This is a genomic window from Brevibacillus laterosporus (assembly GCF_030489605.1).
Lineage (GTDB): Bacteria > Bacillota > Bacilli > Brevibacillales > Brevibacillaceae > Brevibacillus_B > Brevibacillus_B laterosporus_E.
In genome coordinates this window covers 17,581-36,092 of the sequence record NZ_JAUKFY010000012.1, presented here as the reverse complement: position 1 = coordinate 36,092, position 18,512 = coordinate 17,581, and the positions used below count along the sequence as shown (strand labels likewise).

Genomic DNA, 18,512 nt, shown 5'->3' with positions numbered 1-18,512 from the left:
GGGAGAGGATTCTCTCCCTACTCGATCTGATAAGGAGAGAAAAAGGATGCGCGACACATTAAGTCAATCAGGTACAATGACGACTGGAAAGTGGCAAAAGGAGCAGCAATACTGGCTAGACAAATTACAAGGAAATGTAGTCGCGAGCGGATTTTTGGAGGATTTGATCAGAACAGGCAAGGAGAGTACTAGATGTGTCTATAAAGCGATTTTCCCTGCCGACCTGTCTGAAAAAGTGAGAGCGGCCAGCAATGGATCACCGTTTGGAATGTATGTTTTACTTGTGAGCGGTGTGAAGCTGTTGCTTAGCCATTATACAGGGGGTGAGGATATTCTGGTTGGCATGCCCCCTTTTCATCTGAAAAGCAGGGAGAAGACAGCCAACCATCTTCTAGCTCTGCGAACTGTTGGGACGAAGAAGGACAGCTTTGCTGAATGGGCGGGAAAAATCAAACAAACAGTTATGGAGGCAGATCAGCATCCCAACCTTTCTTTTGCAGAGGTCGTACGGATGCTGCATCCAGAGATAGACGATCCATCTCAGTTGACTATGCAGACGGTCGTTTTGCTTGATAGCGTTCATGACGTGAACGAGATTGATACCATACAGACTAGCATGCTTTTTTTATTCCGGGATAGGGGAAACAGTCTGGAAATTGAGCTGCATTACGATTCAGAATGTTATCTGGAGGGGACCATTCATCGCATTGTTCAGCATATGCTACGGTTACTTCAGCAGGCTCTGTCCAATCCGAAACAATCCAGTCAGGAGATAGAGTTCTTGTCTGAGAAGGAAAGGCACCAGCTCGTCTTCGGTTTTAATCAAACACAGTCTGGTTATCCGCAGGACAAAACAATTGTTCAGCTATTCGAGGAACAGGCCGAGAAGCATTCGGCACGAGAAGCCTTGGTATGTGATGATCAGCGTATGACATACGAGGAATTGAATAGACGTGCTAATCAGGTAGCGAGAGCACTAATAGATCGTCGGATTCAGCCTAACGATATCGTCGGGATCATGGTTGAACGTTCCGTAGAAATGATTGTGGGTATACTTGGCATTTTAAAAGCAGGAGCAGCCTATCTTCCTATTGACCCGATTTATCCACAGGATCGAATTACTTATATGCTAGAAGATAGCGGGGCGAAGCTTTTGCTTACAGATAGACACGGCCCAACGGCTTCCACCTATTCGGGAACAATTCTTCTTGTTCATGATGAAACCCTGCAAAAGTGTGCTAGTGAAAACCTGTCTGTAGAGATTTCCCCGCAAGCCCTAGCGTACATCATCTATACATCAGGGACGACTGGCCACCCCAAGGGTGTCATGATTGAACACAGACATGTCGTACGTTTATTGGTTCCAGACACTCCCTTATTTTCCTTCACCCATCAAGACGTCTGGACGTTATTTCATTCCTTTAGCTTTGATTTTTCGGTATGGGAAATTTTTGGAGCCCTACTGTTTGGCGCAAAGCTGGTAGTGGTTCCTAAGCTGGTTGCTCAAGACACCAAGGTCTTTTTACGATTATTACAGCGTGAGCAAGTAACGATACTTAATCAGACACCCACCGCTTTTTATCAACTCATAAATGAAGAGCTAAAATCCGCTGATCAGAAATTACATCTGAGGTACGTCATTTTCGGAGGAGAAGCCTTAACGCCAAGACAGCTGCAGCCGTGGAAAGCAAAATATCCTCAGACCAAACTAATCAATATGTATGGCATTACCGAAATCACAGTCCATGCTACCTTCCGTGAGCTGAACGAGGAGGATTTCCATCAGCACGCAAGCAACATAGGCCAACCGATTCCGACTCTGTCCATCTATGTATTGGATCAGGATAGAAAGCTGCTGCCAATCGGGGTACCTGGCGAAATGTATGTATCAGGGGCAGGCGTTGCCAGAGGATATCTGAACAGACAGGAGCTGACGCAGGAGCGCTTTATCGACAATCCTTATATAGCTGGGGAACGCATGTATAAGACTGGAGACTTGGCTAGATGGCTGGCAGACGGCACTCTTGAATATATGGGACGACTGGATCATCAGGTAAAAATTAGAGGGCATCGGATTGAATTGGGTGAGATTGAAGGGCAACTGCTGTTACTTGGCTTTGTGCAGGAAGCAGTAGTAGTAGCCAGACCGAACAAGGATGGAATCAATGAGCTATGCGCCTATGCGGTGGCTACAGAAGACATAGGAGCTATAGATGTACGAAAAGCGTTATCTGTTTCTTTGCCTGACTATATGCTTCCTACGTATGTTATCCAGATAGAAAAAATCCCGCTGACTCCTAATGGAAAAATTGATCGAAAAGCTTTGCCAAAGCCAGAGAACAGCCTGCGATCCAAGCAAGAGTATGTAGAACCCAGAACGTCTCTGGAAGCTAGCTTGGTTAGCATCTGGGAGGATGTTCTGGAAATCAAGCCGATCGGAATTAAGGACAATTTCTTTGAGCTAGGCGGGTATTCGCTCAAAATGCTCAAGATGATTAATCAGGTGGCACAAGAATTAAACGTTGAGATTCCCTTAAAATTACTGTATGAAAATCCAACGATCGAATATATGGCAGAACGGGCCTTTGCTTTTTATATGGAGGAGAGTAACCATCACATGACGCTATTAAACAGAGCCGGCGATCTCAAAGTGATTTGTTTTCCTCCCATAAATGGTTTCATCTTTATCTATAAACGAATTGCGGAATTGCTGGCTCAGGAAGCTACATTTTATGGATTTGAATATATAGAAGAGGAAAATCGCATCGAGCTGTATGTCCAACAGATTTTGGATGCGGAGCCAGAAGGACCGTACATTTTCCTCGGTTATTCAGCTGGTGGAAATCTAGCATTCGAAGTGGCAAAAGCAATGGAAGAAAAGGGGCACGCTGTATCCGATATCATCATGTTTGACACCTATATGAAAACAGAACAGATGAAAATGACTCCCAAGGAGCAAGAGGATGAGATCGAACGCTTCCTGCAACTGGAAAATATCAGAGAAATCTTAGACTTTAGTCATGGCGACGAGGTTGTCAAAGAGCGGGTTCTCAAGAAAACAAGGGCTTATGTTGCTTACTTCCTTCAGTTGGCTCATGTTGGTCAAGTACAGGCGGCCATTCACTTTGTGCAGGCAGAGCCAGATGAGGATAATATTGCACAGCCAGCGGATTTGCAAATGTGGGGAAAATTTACAAAAGGAGCATATAGAGAATATCAAGGTGCAGGCATGCATTACAGTATGTTTAATGGGCATTTTCTACAAAGGAACACTACACTGCTTCAACATATTTTACACCAGATGAAAAGGAAGGATAGATAGCTATGGCTCAGATCGTACCTGTATCGAAACAAAGCAAATCGGAGCGTATCATTTCATTTCGTTCACCGACAGCAAAGGATGCTTCGAAGGTTCGCAAGCATTACGAGCAAGTCTTTCACGACAATCCCTTTATGCTCACCTCTGGGGAGGAATTTATCGCTAATGATGAGCAAGTCGCCGCCGGTATTGATGCCTTCTGGAATGATCCTAACAAAGTGGCCTTTATCGCAGAATGTGAGAATGAATTAATAGGAATTATGACCGTCACGCCAAGAGAAACGAAGAGAGTACAGCATGTAGGCATGATCGCGTTAACAATTAAAGAAGAGTGGCGGGGTCAAAGAATTGGAGGTCTTTTTTTTGAAGTCATGCTAGAGTGGGCAGAGGCACATCCTGTAATTGAAAAGCTTTCGGGTGAAGCATTTGCACATAATGAAAGATCCCTTCGTTTACTCAAGAGCTTTGGGTTTGTAGAAGAGGGAAGAAAGATTGCAGAAGTCAAATATCCTGACGGTACATATGTAGACACGATTTTCATCGCTAAATCGGTGAAAGGCGATGAGAAAGAGTTGTGCTGTGAATCCAGTGTTGCATCATCGAAAAATCCTGCTACAATGATGCATGACAGTTTTTGATACAGGATGTGAAGTGTTTACATGGATTTTTTACATCAGAAAGTTTTACCAGCAGTTCGGCAGATGAAGGATTTCGAGGCATTGCTTAAAAGTCGTTTTGAATATTTAGTATTGTTGGATAGCCATGTGGGGCAATTAAAGCATATTGTCCAAATGTCGAAAAAGCATAATAAAAAAATGCTTGTACATGTTGACCTTATCAATGGCTTACGAAATGATGAATATGCAACTGAATTTTTATGTCAGGAAATTCGACCAGCGGGTGTAATTTCCACGCGCAAGAGTGCTGTATTAACCGCCAAGAAAAATAAAGTCCTAGCAATTCAACGTTTATTTTTGCTGGACACTACGGCGCTTGAAACAAGCTACCGTCTTTTGGAACAGACACAGCCTGATTATATCGAGGTTTTACCTGGCATTATGCCGCATATTATTGCCGAAGTATATGAGCGTGTGAAAATTCCTGTGCTTGCTGGTGGGTTAATCAGAACTGTGGAGGATGCTGAGTGTGCCTTTAGTGGCGGGGCTGTTGCGGTAACAACGTCACGAAAAGAGATTTGGCACCATTATGAGAATAAATAAAACTTTTTCGATTCCCTGATAATTCATTGTTGACAGAATTATCTTTTGTTTGCTTAAATGGGTTATAAAGTTAATCAGGTGACGGAGAATCGGAGACCCACAGAGGCTTCCCTATCGTATAATAGGGATTGTTTCCTGTGGGTTTTTTGTTGTCTGTCAAGCATAAAGGGGGATACAGAGAATGTCGCCATTTGTAGGTGAATTAGTTGGGACTATGCTTTTAATTATTTTGGGGGGCGGTGTAGTAGGAGGGGTTGTTCTCAATAAATCAAAAGCTCAGCATTCAGGGTGGATCGTCATCACGATTGGCTGGGGGTTGGCAGTGACTATGGGAGCGTATGCTGTTGGGGGAATAAGTGGTGCCCATCTGAATCCAGCCCTTACGATTGCATTGGCCGCCATTGACAGATTTGCTTGGGCGGACGTACCGTTGTATATCGTGGCACAAATGATCGGAGCCTTCCTGGGAGCCGTGATTGTCTGGCTGCACTATCTGCCTCACTGGAAGCAAACAGAGGACAAGGGGGCGAAACTGGCTGTTTTTGCAACTGATCCTGCCATTCCAAATACGCTAGGAAACCTGTTAAGTGAAATCATAGGTACTTTTATTTTAGTTTTTGGTATTCTTGCGATTGGAGCGAATAAATTTGTAGATGGATTAAACCCGTTTGTCGTAGGACTTTTAATCATTAGCATCGGGGTATCTCTGGGCGGCACGACAGGGTATGCCATTAACCCGGCAAGAGATTTAGGCCCACGTTTGGCCCACTGTCTGTTACCGATTGCTGGAAAAGGAACATCCAATTGGAGTTATGCTTGGATTCCGGTGGTGGGCCCCATCATAGGAGGAGTATTGGCAGCGCTGTTCTATAAAGTCGTATTTCTTGCTTAGACTAGATTAGATTAGATTAGAGAAAAAATACTGACTAACAGGGAAAAGGGATGAGTTTCATATGGAGAAAAAATATATTTTGTCATTAGATCAAGGCACATCTAGCTCACGTGCCATTCTGTTTAATAAGCAAGGACAGATTGTTTCCATGGCACAACGGGAATTTCCGCAATATTTTCCACAGCCAGGTTGGGTGGAGCATAATGGCTTTGAAATATGGGGTTCTATCTTAGCTGTCATTGCAGAGGTTCTGTCCACCTCCAATATTAGCCCAAAGGAAGTAGCAGCTATTGGAATCACAAATCAACGTGAAACTACGATTGTTTGGGATAAGCATACAGGCAAGCCAGTATATAATGCGATTGTTTGGCAATCCCGTCAAACATCCGAGATATGCGATGAGCTAAAAGCCAAGGGCTATTCAGATGTAGTACGGGATAAAACAGGCTTAGTGATCGATGCCTACTTTTCAGGGACGAAATTAAAATGGATTTTGGATCATGTAGAAGGAGCCCGTGAGAAGGCGGAGAAGGGTGACTTGCTATTTGGAACCATTGATACATGGCTGATTTGGCGCCTGTCAGGTGGGGAGAGTCATGTGACCGATTATTCGAACGCTTCCCGAACACTTCTATATAATATCTATGAGCAAAAATGGGATGATGAGTTGTTAGCCATGCTCGATATTCCTAAGTGCATGCTGCCTGAGGTTCGACCATCGTCAGAAGTGTATGCGCTTACAGCATCGTATCATTTCTTTGGCGAACAGGTACCGATTGCTGGCGCGGCGGGAGATCAGCAGGCGGCTTTATTCGGGCAGGCATGCTACGAGATGGGGATGGCAAAAAATACTTATGGAACAGGTTGTTTCATGCTCATGAACACAGGAGACAAGGTAGTAAAATCGGAAAGTGGACTACTAACGACGCTCGCATGGGGCATCGATGGTAAAGTCGAGTATGCGCTGGAGGGCAGTATTTTTGTTGCTGGCTCAGCTATCCAATGGCTGCGTGATGGGCTTCGGATGTTAAAGTCAGCGGCTGAGAGTGAGCAATATGCACAACGAGTAGAATCGACGGAAGGGGTATATATGGTGCCAGCCTTTGTTGGACTAGGTACACCATATTGGAAGAGTGACGTGCGAGGAGCTGTATTTGGGTTGACGCGCGGGACAGAAAAGGAGCATTTTATCCGGGCCATTCTTGAATCGCTTGCATATCAAACAAAAGATGTCCTTTCTGCCATGGAGGCGGATTCAGGGATTGTTTTAAAAGCCTTGCGTGTAGACGGTGGGGCGGTGAGAAATAATTTTTTGATGCAATTCCAAAGCGATATCCTTGGCGTTCCAGTAGAGCGACCTACTAATAGCGAAACGACAGCATTAGGAGCGGCTTACCTAGCTGGTCTAGCGGTTGGATTCTGGGAAAGTCGTGAGGAGATTGCCTCTGTTTGGCAGATTGATAAGCGCTTTGAGGTACAGATGGGGGAAGAGGAGAGAAGGAAATTATATCGCGGATGGAAAAAGGCAGTAGAAGCAACAATGGGCTTCCAGGTACCGTCAATCGGTTGAAGCAGGTAGCAATCTACGCTATACTTTGATTATCAAATGGAACAAGTTAATATCGGTCGGAGAATTGGAGTAGACCACAGCAGGTCCTTTTAAATAAGAAGGATCTTGTTGTGGTCTTTTTTTTATTCACCTGACGAAAAAATACGTTCGTTATTATGCACAGGAGAGTGAATGAGATGACAAAGCCATTTTCAAGCTTATCTAAGAGACAAATATTGCGGGATATGGAGATGCAGGAATATGATTTGCTGGTGATCGGGGGCGGAATCACTGGAGCTGGAATCGCGCTGGATGCACAAGTACGTGGGATCAATACTGCTTTGATTGAAATGCAGGATTTTGCTGCCGGGACCTCTAGCCGCTCGACAAAGCTCGTTCATGGAGGCTTGCGTTATTTAAAGCAACTGGAATTGAAGCTGGTTGCCGAGGTAGGACGAGAACGAGCAATCGTGTATGAAAATGCTCCCCATGTCACTACGCCAGAATGGATGCTGCTTCCCATGATAGAAGGGGGAACATATGGTAAATTTGCTACATCCGTCGGCTTACGAGTTTATGACGCACTAGCAGGGGTCAAGAAAAGTGAACGCCGTATCATGCTCAACAAGGAGCAGACGCTGGCCAAAGAGCCGCTGCTAGCCAAGGATAAGCTAAAAGGCGGCGGTTATTACGTAGAATACCGGACAGATGACGCTCGCCTCACGATGGAAGTGATGAAGGAAGCGGTTCGGCGGGGAGCAACAGCTATTAATTATATGAAAGCAGAGGACTTGTTGTATGAGAATGGCAGGGTATACGGAGTGATGGCTATTGACCAGATCAGCGGTGAGAAAATTACAATCCGTGCTAAGAAAATCATTAATGCGGCGGGTCCGTGGGTAGATACCATTCGAGAAATTGATGGCTCGAAAAAAGGAAAGAGACTGCATATCACAAAGGGTGTTCATCTTGTAATAGACAAAAAAAGATTTCCATTAAACCAAGCGATTTATTTTGACACACCTGATGGCCGCATGGTGTTTGCCATTCCCCGAGATAATAAGACCTACGTAGGAACAACGGATACGAACTATCAGGGAGACATTGCTAACCCCAAAATGACTGTAGAGGATCGTGACTACATTCTTCGTGCAGCTAATTTTATGTTCCCGTCACTTAAACTAACAGGAGAAGATGTAGAATCCAGCTGGGCAGGCTTACGTCCATTGATACATGAGGATGGCAAATCCCCGTCTGAGCTTTCGCGTAAGGACGAGATTTTCCTGTCTGAATCAGGTCTATTAACAATTGCAGGAGGGAAGCTGACTGGATATCGTAAAATGGCTGAGAGAATTGTTGATTTACTAGTTGAGCAATTCAAAACAGAAGGGCAAGGCAATTATCCACGTTGTACAACTGATAAAATTCGTTTATCTGGCGGCGACGTAGGCGGAGCTGACAAGTTTGCGTTATTCAAGAAGGATAAGATAAAAGAGGGCGTCTCAATCGGCCTATCTGAGCGGGAAGCGGAGCAGTTAGTTGCTCGCTATGGGTCAAATGTATCTCGGATTTTCTCGCGAATAAGCGAATATGAGGCAGAGAGAGCGGAAGCGGGATTGCCTGCACATATTTTTGGCCCTCTTATGTATGCGATAGAAGAAGAGATGGCAGCCACTCCAGAGGATTTCTTTGTTCGTCGTACAGGAGATCTTTATTTTCATATACAAGGGGTTAGAGATTGGAAGGAGCCCGTTATTGCTTATATGGCTAAAAAGCTAGGGTGGAGCGCAGAGGAAACAGCTACTCACAAAAAACGTTTAGAGCAGGTAATACATGACGCCGTTATTCCACTCAGTGAATGACAGCAGGGGTTTGTTGGAGTAGAAAGAGCTTGGGTAGCACATGATTCGTTCTTTTGTCATCTCTGTGTAACATAAGATTGGTAGAGTAATAGAGAAAGGGGTGGGAATATGCTTGGAGAAATCCTTTCGCTAACCATCGTCAAATATAGCATCTCTACATTACTTATACTGATCATCATAGGCGTAGCTGGTTTGATATACGCTGCCTACGTGGAACCCAAGTCCGTGGTGATAACTCGCCATCAGGTAGAAATTTCAAGATTGCTCGATAAGAAGCAGGGGCTTACAATCGTCCAATTTAGCGATACACACGTAGGTCCCCACTTTTCGCTTGCACAACTAAAAGAGGTTGTTACCCTCATTAATGAACAGAAGCCTGATCTTATTGTGTTCACAGGTGATCTCTTGGATCGGGTCAGGAGCTTTAAAGAAGGCAAGGACGCATTGATAGCCATTCTAGCAGAATTGAATGCTCCCCTTGGCAAGTTCGCAGTGTATGGAAACCATGATCGTGGCGGTGGCGGGAGTGAATACTACCGACAGGTGATGGAGCAAGCTAACTTTGAGTTACTTGTCAATGATGTGAAAACGATTGCCTTAAAAAATAAAAAATCGATTACCATCGCTGGTTTAGATGACTTTTTACTTGGCAAGCCAAAGCTAGAGGAGACATTAGGACTGCTTGAGCAGGGAGAGCAGCTTACTTCCATGAAGGAACAGACTTTTTCGAATCAATTGCCCAGCTTTACTTCACCTCTTGCAGAGAGTTTCGTCATTTGTCTCGTTCATGAGCCTGATGTTGCTGATCGGATCGTTAGCTACCCTGTTGATCTGCAATTATCAGGCCACAGCCATGGCGGACAAGTGCAGATTCCTCTGCTGGGGCCTGTGATCACGCCTTCGTTAGCTCGAAAATATAAAGAGGGTCTATACCAGCTTCGCCAAGGGAACCACACGATGCAATTGTACGTGAATCGAGGCCTTGGGACGACTAGATTGCCAATTCGCATGGGAAGTAGACCTGAAATTGCTGTTTTCAGCTTGGAAATATAGCACAGATTTTTATTGGGCGCAAAGAAGGCCCCATGTTAGAATCAGGATTATATATGTTCTTACTGATTCCTGAGGAGCTGTTACAATGAATACAATACAGGTGTATCACTATGATGCCTTTAGCACGCAACCTGATAAAGGAAATCCGGCAGGTGTAGTCTTTACAGGTAATGAACTGACGGAAAAAGAAATGCAAGAGGTAGCACAAAAGGTAGGATTTAATGAAACGGCTTTTGTACTCGCTTCAGACGTAGCTGACCTTAGAATTCGTTATTTTACACCAGGACATGAAAATAATCTCTGCGGTCATGCAACCATTGCTGCTATTTACGCGCTAAAGACTACAGGGCAATTAGGAGATAAAAATCATCTAACCATCGAAACAAAAGCAGGAATATTACCAATAAAAATGGAGATGGGTACAGATGATAAACGGTATATTACGATGAAGCAGGCAGCTCCGCAGTTTGAGGATTTTACAGGGTCTCAGGAGGAGCTGGCAGACTCAATCGGTCTTACAATCGACGATATCGAAACTGATTTACCCATTACATACGGCAGTACAGGTATTTGGACCTTGCTAGTCCCTATAAAAAAGCTGAGTGCCTTTCAAAAAATGAAGCCTGACAATGCACGTTTCCCAAGTGTGTTACAGGAGATGCCAAAAGCATCTGTTCATCCATTTTGTCTGGAAACGTATGATTCTCAAGCACAAATGCATGGACGCCATTTCTCCTCGCCGTTTTCAGGTACAAGGGAGGACCCTGTGACAGGCACGGCTTCAGGCGTGATGGGAGCCTATTATGCTCAATATATAAGCGATGATTTTGATACAAAACTGCGTCTCGTGATCGAACAAGGTCAGGAAATCCAAAAGGACGGTAGGGTAGAGGTAACCATTAGTAAAAATCATGAATCGTATGATGTTGAGATTACAGGTACGGCCGTTTATGTGAAAGCATTCGAAATCTCTATCTAAGCTAGAGACAGTCGGGGAGGATTAACCTTCTACCCCGACTGTTTTTTGTGTGCATGTACGAATGCTAAGACAGCGTGAATACATACAAAATAATAATCTGTATGGAAGAAAGCAGACGTTATCTAATTTATTATGTACCTTTTTTAACATTATGTAAGGCGGTTGAAAAACGAGAGATAGCCTCATGAATCTGGTCATCCATCACGCGACCAAACGTAAAGCGAACATAGCCCTTTTGTGTACCGAATACACTTCCTGGAACATACACAACCCCTTGTTTGACCGCCTCCTTGACTAATTGTTGCTCGTTAACATTCTCCTTTATCCTGCACCAAATATGAATCCCGCCCTCAGGTGCCAGAAACTCTACCTGATCCTCAAGCTGATCATATAAGGAAAACGTCATTTTATCCTTGTTAATCGCGAGTAAATTCCGCAGCTTACGTAAATGGGCAGGGAAATCCTCGGACGATAAAAACTTGGTTGCAATCCATTCCGGTATAATGCTATGCCCAAAATCGATTTGCTGTTTGGCGTCTGCTAAACGTTCAATAACGGTTTGCGGGCCAAATATCCAGCCAATGCGCAGACCAGATGCAACAATTTTACTTAAGGAACTGACATAGAGAACCGTACCATTTTCATCCAGCGATTTTAATGTTGTAGCTTGTGTGTTATCAAAAGCTGTTAGACTGTACGGATCATCCTCAATGATCGGGATGCCTAAGTCAGAGGAGATTTCTAGAACCCGCTTTCTACGCTCTAAGCTTAAATAAGACCCATTCGGATTTTGAAAATTGGGGTTAAGAAAGACCATCTTTATACGATGCTGTTTATGCAACTCTACAATATCATCTGGATTAATCCCGCTATCATCAACAGGCAATAGGAAGGTTCTTAGTCCTGCTGATTTAAATAATGGCAAAGAATAGCAATAGGAGGGGTCTTCAATTGCAACTGCATCGCCTGGCTGCAATAAACACTGAACAATCAGGTACAGAGCCTGCTGGGCCCCGGAAGTAATTAATATAGATGAAGGTGTTGCAGAGATATTCCGCGATTCCTTTAAGTGTAAAGCGATGGTTTCACGTAGCTTCAGATTACCCTGTGGATGGTCATAACCTACGTGATAAGTGAAGGTTTCATTGGACATGATGCTTTGAAAATAGGAGGAAGCAGACAAATCAGGTGATAGCTCCCCGCTTGCCAGATCGATCAAATCAAGACCAAAAGTCTCTTTTCGTATCGAACGCATCATTGCTGTGTTTGGAAGAAATGACCCTGTTTCAATCAGTTTCTCCCAGTTTGGAATGCGCTTGCGAGATGCTCCCCAGATATCCCGGCTTACAATCGTCCCTTTCCCCCGTAAGCTTTCCACAATACCGGAGGCGCGCAATTCTTCATAAGCAGCTACAATTGTCGAACGATTTACATCTAATTCCTTGGAAAGTAAGCGTTCGGAAGGAAGAATTGTACCTGAAGGATATTCTCCATTCGCAATACGCTGTTCAAGATATTGTGAAATTTGCTTATATATTGGGATTCGACTTTTACGATTGGGCTGCCATTCCATGCAAGATTTCACTTCCTTTCAAATCATTTAGGCGTAGTGGATGGTCATAATAGGACGGGACTGGACGGTTCCTTTCAGATCATACGTTTTTATAATGAAAAAATAGCTCTTCATGTTACTAAAACATATTATACCTATTCTTACAATTATCAGGCATGCTGAGGGGAGAGAAGATTATGAAATATCGCAAGTTTCCGGGTACAGATTCTCTAGTATCTGAAATTGGCTTTGGGGTATGGACGGTAGCGACCAAATGGTGGGGGGTAACTGATCGAGGTGTGGGGGAGAGACTTCTTCAGTCTGCCTACCAAGATTATGGAATCACCTTTTTTGATACGGCAGATGTCTATGGTGACGGCTATGGTGAAGAAATCATTGCAAAGACATTAGGGAATGTGCGTGACAGGATATTTATAGCTACTAAATTTGGATATGATATCTACCAAAATACGGGGGAGAGAAAAGGGCACGCAGAGCTTCCACAAAACTGGTCTACGAAGCATATTATGCTAGCCTGTGAACAGAGCTTGAAACGACTTCGCACAGATTATATTGATTATTACCAGCTTCACAATCCGCGGATGGAGGCAATCCAAAACGATGAGATCATAGAAGCTCTGGAACAATTAAAAGCGCAAGGGAAAATCCGTCATTATGGAACGGCGATGGGGCCCGATCTAGGCTGGAAAAATGAATCCTTGGAGGCATGGAAAAGAGGATATGAAGCGGTGCAAGTCATCAACAATATAGTTGAGCAGGAGCCGGCTAGGGACCTATTGCAGGTGGCAGCAGAAGAGGCACGGACATTAATCATACGCATTCCTCATGCTTCCGGACTGTTGGATGGCACATATGATCCCAATCAGCATTTCAGTAAATCAGACCACAGAGCCCATCGTCCCGTGGAGTGGATGAGAGCGGGCAATGAAGTAGTGAATGAATTAAAGGCTAAAGGGATATTTGATCATGAAAAGCGTACATTGGGACAACTGGCGATCCAGTTTTCACTCTATCACTCCTCTGTTCTCTCTGTAATACCAAATATTACGAGTGAGGAGCAACTAAGAGAGTTTGCACTAGCTTCAAAGACTACTCCACTTTCCAAGGAAGAATACGAGCAATTGGAGCTTCTCTGGGTAAATGGATATGGCGAGCGTTTACGCCAACCTCTATCCGATTCTAATAGTAAGCCGGCTCCTAAACAGTAGGGTACTTATTTTTTTCACGTTGCCTCTCCCGGCACACGTTGCGGCGCTACATGGCGATGGTCGGACTACATCTGTCAAAATGATCATATAGCTAAAAAACAAGTCTCAAAGATTGACGAGAGCTCTCCTATGTCTGTCTTTGAGGCTTTTTTGTGTTGTGTATTACCGTTAAAGGTTAATTTTGTGACTATTTCTTGTCGGTATTGTTGCAAAGTGTTGAACATGGATGAGAGAAATGGTTTCAGATTGGATGGCGACTTTTTAAGGATCGTTCATTAGGATAGGAATGTGGATTGGCGGTTATCAATTTTAAAAATCAACAAGAAAGGGGTAATCGATAAAAAATGAAATGGGCTCTTTATACTTTCATTTTCGCTGCGATTTCATTGCTTACGGGCTGTGGTGACAGATTATTGGTTTTAGACCCAAAAGGACCTCAAGCCCAAACACAAGCTGACGTAATTATGATCTCCATTTGGACGATGTTGTTTATTGTCGTTGTAGTTATTGCTCTTTTCGTATTTATGGTCACCAAATATCGAGCCTCCAAACAAAAAGAAGAATATGAGCCTCCCTATATAGAAGGGAGTCTGGTTGTAGAAATGGTTTGCGTGGGGATTCCAGTACTCATCGTCATTATTCTTTCTGTGATCTCTGTGAAAAGCAATTATATTGTAGAGTCAAGACCACAGGGATATGAGGATAAAAAACCGTTAGTTATTTATGCTTCAAGCTCTAATTGGAAGTGGCATTTTAGCTATCCACAAGAAAATATTGAAACGGTCAATTACCTGCGTATCCCAATAAACCGACCTATTGAATTTAAGCTTTATTCCTATGGGCCGATTACCAGTTTCTGGGTTCCGCAACTTGGAGGACAAAAATATGCCATGGCAGACATGGTAACAACCTTACATCTAGCCGCTGATGTACCAGGTGATTATATGGGGCGAAATGCAAATTTTAGCGGCAAAGGCTTTGCTGAAAATACATTCAATGTCGAGGCAATGACTGTAGCGAAATATGAGAAATGGGTGGAAGAGGTGAAAAAAACGGCCGAACCTCTGACGGAACAAAAATTCAATACATTACTAGAGACGGGTCATGTTGGACAATCCACCTATACGGGAACACATTTAGAGTTTAAACCAGCTCCAGAAGGTGCAAATGGCGGTCATCACCACCATCATGGTACAGCTCGGGACGAGTAGTTTCCTACGTTTTTCCATAAGACAATTATTTTCAAAAAGGAGCCACAATAGTATGGATTACTTTACGAAATTCGCCGTTCCTCATCCCAGTCCTGCGATTTATGCATCGGTGGTTGCCATTATTCTGACTATGCTCGGGATCATCGGAGTGCTGACCTATTATAAAAAATGGGGCTATCTCTGGCGGGAATGGTTAACAACGGTAGACCACAAACGGATCGGCATTATGTATCTCATATCGGCTTTGTTGATGCTATTTAGAGGTGGCGCTGATGCGATTATGATGCGTGCTCAGACAGCCGTACCAGAGAATACCTTGCTCGATGCTCAGCACTATAATGAAATATTTACAACACATGGGACTGTGATGCTCATCTTTATGGCAATGCCATTCATTTATGCATTAATGAACTTTGTCGTCCCCCTGCAAATCGGAGCTCGTGACGTAGCGTTCCCAAGGTTGAATGCACTGAGCTTTTGGCTGTTTTTTATGGGTGCGATGCTATTTAACATTTCGTTTGTCATTGGAGGTTCCCCGGATGCAGGCTGGTCTGCTTATTTTCCGCTGGCAGGTAATGAATTTAGTCCATCGGTTGGTACTAACTATTATGCGCTAGCACTTCAAATCTCTGGACTTGGTACCTTGATATCCGGTATTAACTTTATCACTACGATTCTTAAAATGAGAGCACCTGGTATCACCCTTATGAAAATGCCTATGTTTACATGGTCTGCTTTCGTTACGAACGTAATCGTAGTATTTGCATTTCCTGTATTAACTGTGGCACTGATCATGATGACAATGGATCGGCTATTCGGAACACACTTCTTCGCATCGACGAATGGCGGCATGGATATGCTTTGGGCGAATTTATTTTGGGTGTGGGGACATCCTGAGGTTTATATCCTAGTACTTCCCGCGTTCGGTGTATACAGTGAGATTATTTCAACCTTTGCACGCCGCAATCTGTATGGTTACAAATCAATGGTTGCTTCTATGGTGATCATCTCTCTGCTTTCCTTTTTAGTTTGGACACACCATTTCTTCACAATGGGACAGGGAGCGTTAACAAACAGTATCTTCTCCATTACAACAATGGCCATAGCTGTTCCTACGGGGATTAAAATATTTAACTGGCTATTCACTCTCTGGCGGGGCAAAATTGTTTTCACTGTTCCGATGCTTTATTCTTTAGGCTTTATCCCGATTTTCTTAATTGGCGGGGTAACTGGGGTTATGCTTGGGATGTCAGCAGCCGACTACCAATATCATAATACGATGTTTTTAGTAGCTCACTTCCATTATGTCATCATACCTGGTGTTGTATTTGCCATGATTGCTGGTCTTACTTACTGGTGGCCAAAAATGTTTGGTTTTATGCTGCATGAAAGGATTGGTAAGTGGGCGTTCTGGGTGATCGCCATTAGCTTTAACGTGGCATTTTTCCCGATGTTTCTCTCTGGTTTAGATGGACAGGCTCGACGTATGTACACCTATTCTGAATCAACAGGCTTTGGACCCTTGAACTTTATTTCGTTCATTGGAGCACTAGGCCTGCTAGTGGGCTTTGTGCTGCTTGTTTATAACATGTACTGGAGTATTCGCTTTGCTCCAAGAAATATAGAGGCCGACCCATGGGATGCACGTTCTCTTGAATGGGCAACTCATAATCCCGTACCAGCGTATAACTTTGCTATTACACCGCAAACTCATTCAATAGAAGCATTCTGGGATGCTAAGAAAAAAGGCCGTTGCCTGTTTCCAGGTACCTATAAAAAGATTCATATGCGAAATAACAGCGGTGCTCCGTTTATTTTGAGCTGTATCTTTTTTGTATGGGGCTTTGCCTTTGTCTTTTCTGTGTGGAATGTTGTAATCCTTGCAACCATTGGAATTTTTATTTGCCTGAGTCACCGATCGTTTGAGCAGGATGACGGTTATTACATCTCGGTTGAAGAAATAGAAGAGACCGAAAATAGATTGCGAGGTGCAATAAAATGAAAATAGATCACTCGCTACCGCTTGAGTACAGTACTGAACAAAACTCCTTGAACATTCTAGGATTCTGGATTTTCTTGGGAGCTGAGATTGTACTGTTTGGAACGCTGTTTGCTTCTTATTTCACCCTGGTTGATCGTACTGGCAACGGCCCTACTGGAGCCGAAATTTTCAAAATTACTCCCGTACTGGTTGAAACGATTCTGCTTTTAACAAGTAGCTTTATCATCGGTCTTGGCATTCATGCCATGCGTATCGGCAACAAAAAAGCAATGCTTACATTTTTTGCGATCACCTTGTTGCTTGGGCTTGGATTTTTAGGTGTTGAAATCTACGAGTTTCTTCATTACGGCCACATTGGAGCAGGCTTGCAAACCAGCGCATTTACAGCGATTTTATTAACAACATTGGGAACTCATGGAGCCCACGTTTCTTTTGGATTAATTTGGGGATTATTTATCATCATGCAGGTCAGAAAGCGAGGATTGACTCCTCAAACAGCGAATAAATCATTCATTTTCTCACTGTACTGGCATTTCCTAGACGTTGTGTGGATCTTCATTTTTAGCTTCGTCTATCTGAAAGGAATGATGGCAACATGAGAGAATTATTCCCTCGCAAACAAGTAATCGGCTTTGGTTTGTCGCTGATTCTTACTGCATTAGCCCTGACAGTGTATTTCTTCAGCATGTCATTTGCAGCTGGGATGACCATTCTGCTGGTAACAGCGTTCATTCAAGCTGCCGTTCAGCTCGTTGTCTTTATGCACACAGGCGAGACAGGAGATAAAATATCAATCTATACCAATCTCTATTACGCATTATTTATAGCGCTTGTTACAGTCTTTGGAACTTTGCTATGCATGATCTGGGGGTACCAGTGATCTGTTCGTAATCAAAAAAGAAAAAAGGAGCCCACTCTTCATGATCGGGCTCCTTTTTCTCCTTGCACACGAGGTTGGGTGATTTGTAATGCCTTACTGCTTTTCCTTCAATCGATAGGTCTCGAAAAACTCTTTTTTAGCGATGCGGTATACTTCTGAATAGTCCAACGGCGATACGAGATAGTCGCCTTCCTTAACGATCATTTTCTCTTTCCAAGCTGCAAGAAAATAAAATTCCTTGGTCGGGATATTGGCTTCTTTTAGCAGGTCCGAGGTCACTTCAATCGCTTTGATTTCCCCGATTGCTTGATACTCTTTAAATCCGTCTTTTGCTTCCCCGATTTGTTTATATCTTTTCGCGAACTTGTCCGGCTTTAAAATGTACATCTCTTTAGCTTCGGTTTGGTTTTTCACAATCATATCCTTAGCCGCGGCGGTATTTTCTGTTTCTACACCATCTTTTGTGATGGTAGCAATTTTTTCCCCCCCTGCTGCTTCTTTGGCATAAACGCGAGTAAATTTTTCATAGGTAGATGCTTTTTCTAGTTTAGGCTGTAAAAGAGAAATCATGTCCTGTTGCGAAATAGGGTCATTTTCGGTAGAACGGAGGGGGTCGCAAGCAGTTAACAGAAGCATAAGGGCAAACAATGCAACTACAATTTTTTTCATAGATGTACCTCCTTGGGTGATGATCTTTCCTTTCAAGACTATCGTACATATTGGGAATAAACAATAAGTATCGCAATACTATGTTGCTACTTCTT

At 43.5% G+C, this 18,512-nt stretch carries 15 protein-coding genes; 13 read left to right on the top strand and 2 right to left on the bottom strand.

Going from position 1 to position 18,512, the window contains the following annotated elements; translation table 11 throughout:
* The first annotated feature begins 46 nt into the window (after nt 1–46).
* The 8 genes from QZ995_RS14235 to QZ995_RS14200 all read left to right on the top strand — a co-directional run bounded on the left by QZ995_RS14235 (nt 47) and on the right by QZ995_RS14200 (nt 10,874).
* Entirely contained in the window at nt 47–3,322 is a 3,276-nt protein-coding gene (locus QZ995_RS14235; RefSeq protein ID WP_301808039.1) for a non-ribosomal peptide synthetase, read from the top strand.
* Nucleotides 3,323–3,324: 2 nt separating this feature from the next.
* Entirely contained in the window at nt 3,325–3,957 is a 633-nt protein-coding gene (locus QZ995_RS14230; protein ID WP_301808036.1) for a GNAT family N-acetyltransferase, read from the top strand.
* Nucleotides 3,958–3,978: 21 nt separating this feature from the next.
* Nucleotides 3,979–4,539 (top strand): glycerol-3-phosphate responsive antiterminator, encoded by a 561-nt coding sequence (locus tag QZ995_RS14225; RefSeq protein ID WP_031412243.1) that lies wholly within the window; start codon nt 3,979–3,981, stop codon nt 4,537–4,539.
* A 181-nt stretch (nt 4,540–4,720) separates the two neighbouring features.
* Nucleotides 4,721–5,431, top strand: coding sequence for an MIP/aquaporin family protein (locus tag QZ995_RS14220; RefSeq protein ID WP_301808031.1), 711 nt, complete (start codon nt 4,721–4,723; stop codon nt 5,429–5,431).
* 61 nt (nt 5,432–5,492) lie between these two features.
* Nucleotides 5,493–7,001: a glycerol kinase GlpK gene (gene glpK / locus QZ995_RS14215; RefSeq protein WP_301808028.1), complete on the top strand. Its 1,509-nt coding sequence runs from the start codon at nt 5,493–5,495 to the stop codon at nt 6,999–7,001.
* 176 nt (nt 7,002–7,177) lie between these two features.
* On the top strand, nt 7,178–8,842 hold the full coding sequence (locus tag QZ995_RS14210; RefSeq protein ID WP_301808025.1) for a glycerol-3-phosphate dehydrogenase/oxidase: 1,665 nt from the start codon (nt 7,178–7,180) through the stop codon (nt 8,840–8,842).
* Nucleotides 8,843–8,950: 108 nt separating this feature from the next.
* A complete protein-coding gene (locus QZ995_RS14205) occupies nt 8,951–9,895 on the top strand; it encodes a metallophosphoesterase (RefSeq protein WP_301808022.1) in 945 nt (314 codons plus the stop codon).
* Between the two features lie 85 nt (nt 9,896–9,980).
* Complete coding sequence (locus tag QZ995_RS14200; protein WP_301808019.1) at nt 9,981–10,874, top strand: PhzF family phenazine biosynthesis isomerase; 894 nt, start codon at nt 9,981–9,983, stop codon at nt 10,872–10,874.
* Nucleotides 10,875–11,004: 130 nt separating this feature from the next.
* Here QZ995_RS14200 and QZ995_RS14195 read toward each other — a convergent pair whose 3' ends face one another.
* A complete protein-coding gene (locus QZ995_RS14195) occupies nt 11,005–12,447 on the bottom strand; it encodes a PLP-dependent aminotransferase family protein (RefSeq protein WP_301808016.1) in 1,443 nt (480 codons plus the stop codon).
* Between the two features lie 176 nt (nt 12,448–12,623).
* Here QZ995_RS14195 and QZ995_RS14190 point away from each other — a divergent pair, with 176 nt between their 5' ends.
* The 5 genes from QZ995_RS14190 to qoxD all read left to right on the top strand — a co-directional run bounded on the left by QZ995_RS14190 (nt 12,624) and on the right by qoxD (nt 17,748).
* Nucleotides 12,624–13,655, top strand: a complete 1,032-nt coding sequence (locus QZ995_RS14190) for an aldo/keto reductase (RefSeq protein ID WP_301808014.1) — start codon at nt 12,624–12,626, stop codon at nt 13,653–13,655.
* A 344-nt stretch (nt 13,656–13,999) separates the two neighbouring features.
* The gene (gene qoxA / locus QZ995_RS14185; protein WP_301808013.1) at nt 14,000–14,866 is read left to right on the top strand and encodes a cytochrome aa3 quinol oxidase subunit II; all 867 of its coding nucleotides are present in this window, start codon (nt 14,000–14,002) and stop codon (nt 14,864–14,866) included.
* Between the two features lie 52 nt (nt 14,867–14,918).
* Nucleotides 14,919–16,868 (top strand): cytochrome aa3 quinol oxidase subunit I, encoded by a 1,950-nt coding sequence (gene qoxB, locus QZ995_RS14180; RefSeq protein ID WP_301808010.1) that lies wholly within the window; start codon nt 14,919–14,921, stop codon nt 16,866–16,868.
* Nucleotides 16,865–17,467 carry a cytochrome aa3 quinol oxidase subunit III gene (gene qoxC, locus QZ995_RS14175; RefSeq protein WP_301808006.1) on the top strand — a complete coding sequence of 201 codons (603 nt, stop codon included), beginning with the start codon at nt 16,865–16,867 and terminating at the stop codon, nt 17,465–17,467. Before qoxB ends, qoxC begins: the two co-directional genes overlap by 4 nt.
* Entirely contained in the window at nt 17,464–17,748 is a 285-nt protein-coding gene (gene qoxD, locus QZ995_RS14170) for a cytochrome aa3 quinol oxidase subunit IV (protein ID WP_301808004.1), read from the top strand. The genes qoxC and qoxD overlap by 4 nt, the downstream gene beginning before the upstream one ends.
* A gap of 93 nt (nt 17,749–17,841) precedes the next feature.
* Here the strand turns inward: qoxD and QZ995_RS14165 are convergent, their stop codons facing one another.
* Entirely contained in the window at nt 17,842–18,417 is a 576-nt protein-coding gene (locus QZ995_RS14165) for a hypothetical protein (RefSeq protein WP_301808001.1), read from the bottom strand.
* Between the last annotated feature and the right edge of the window lie 95 nt (nt 18,418–18,512).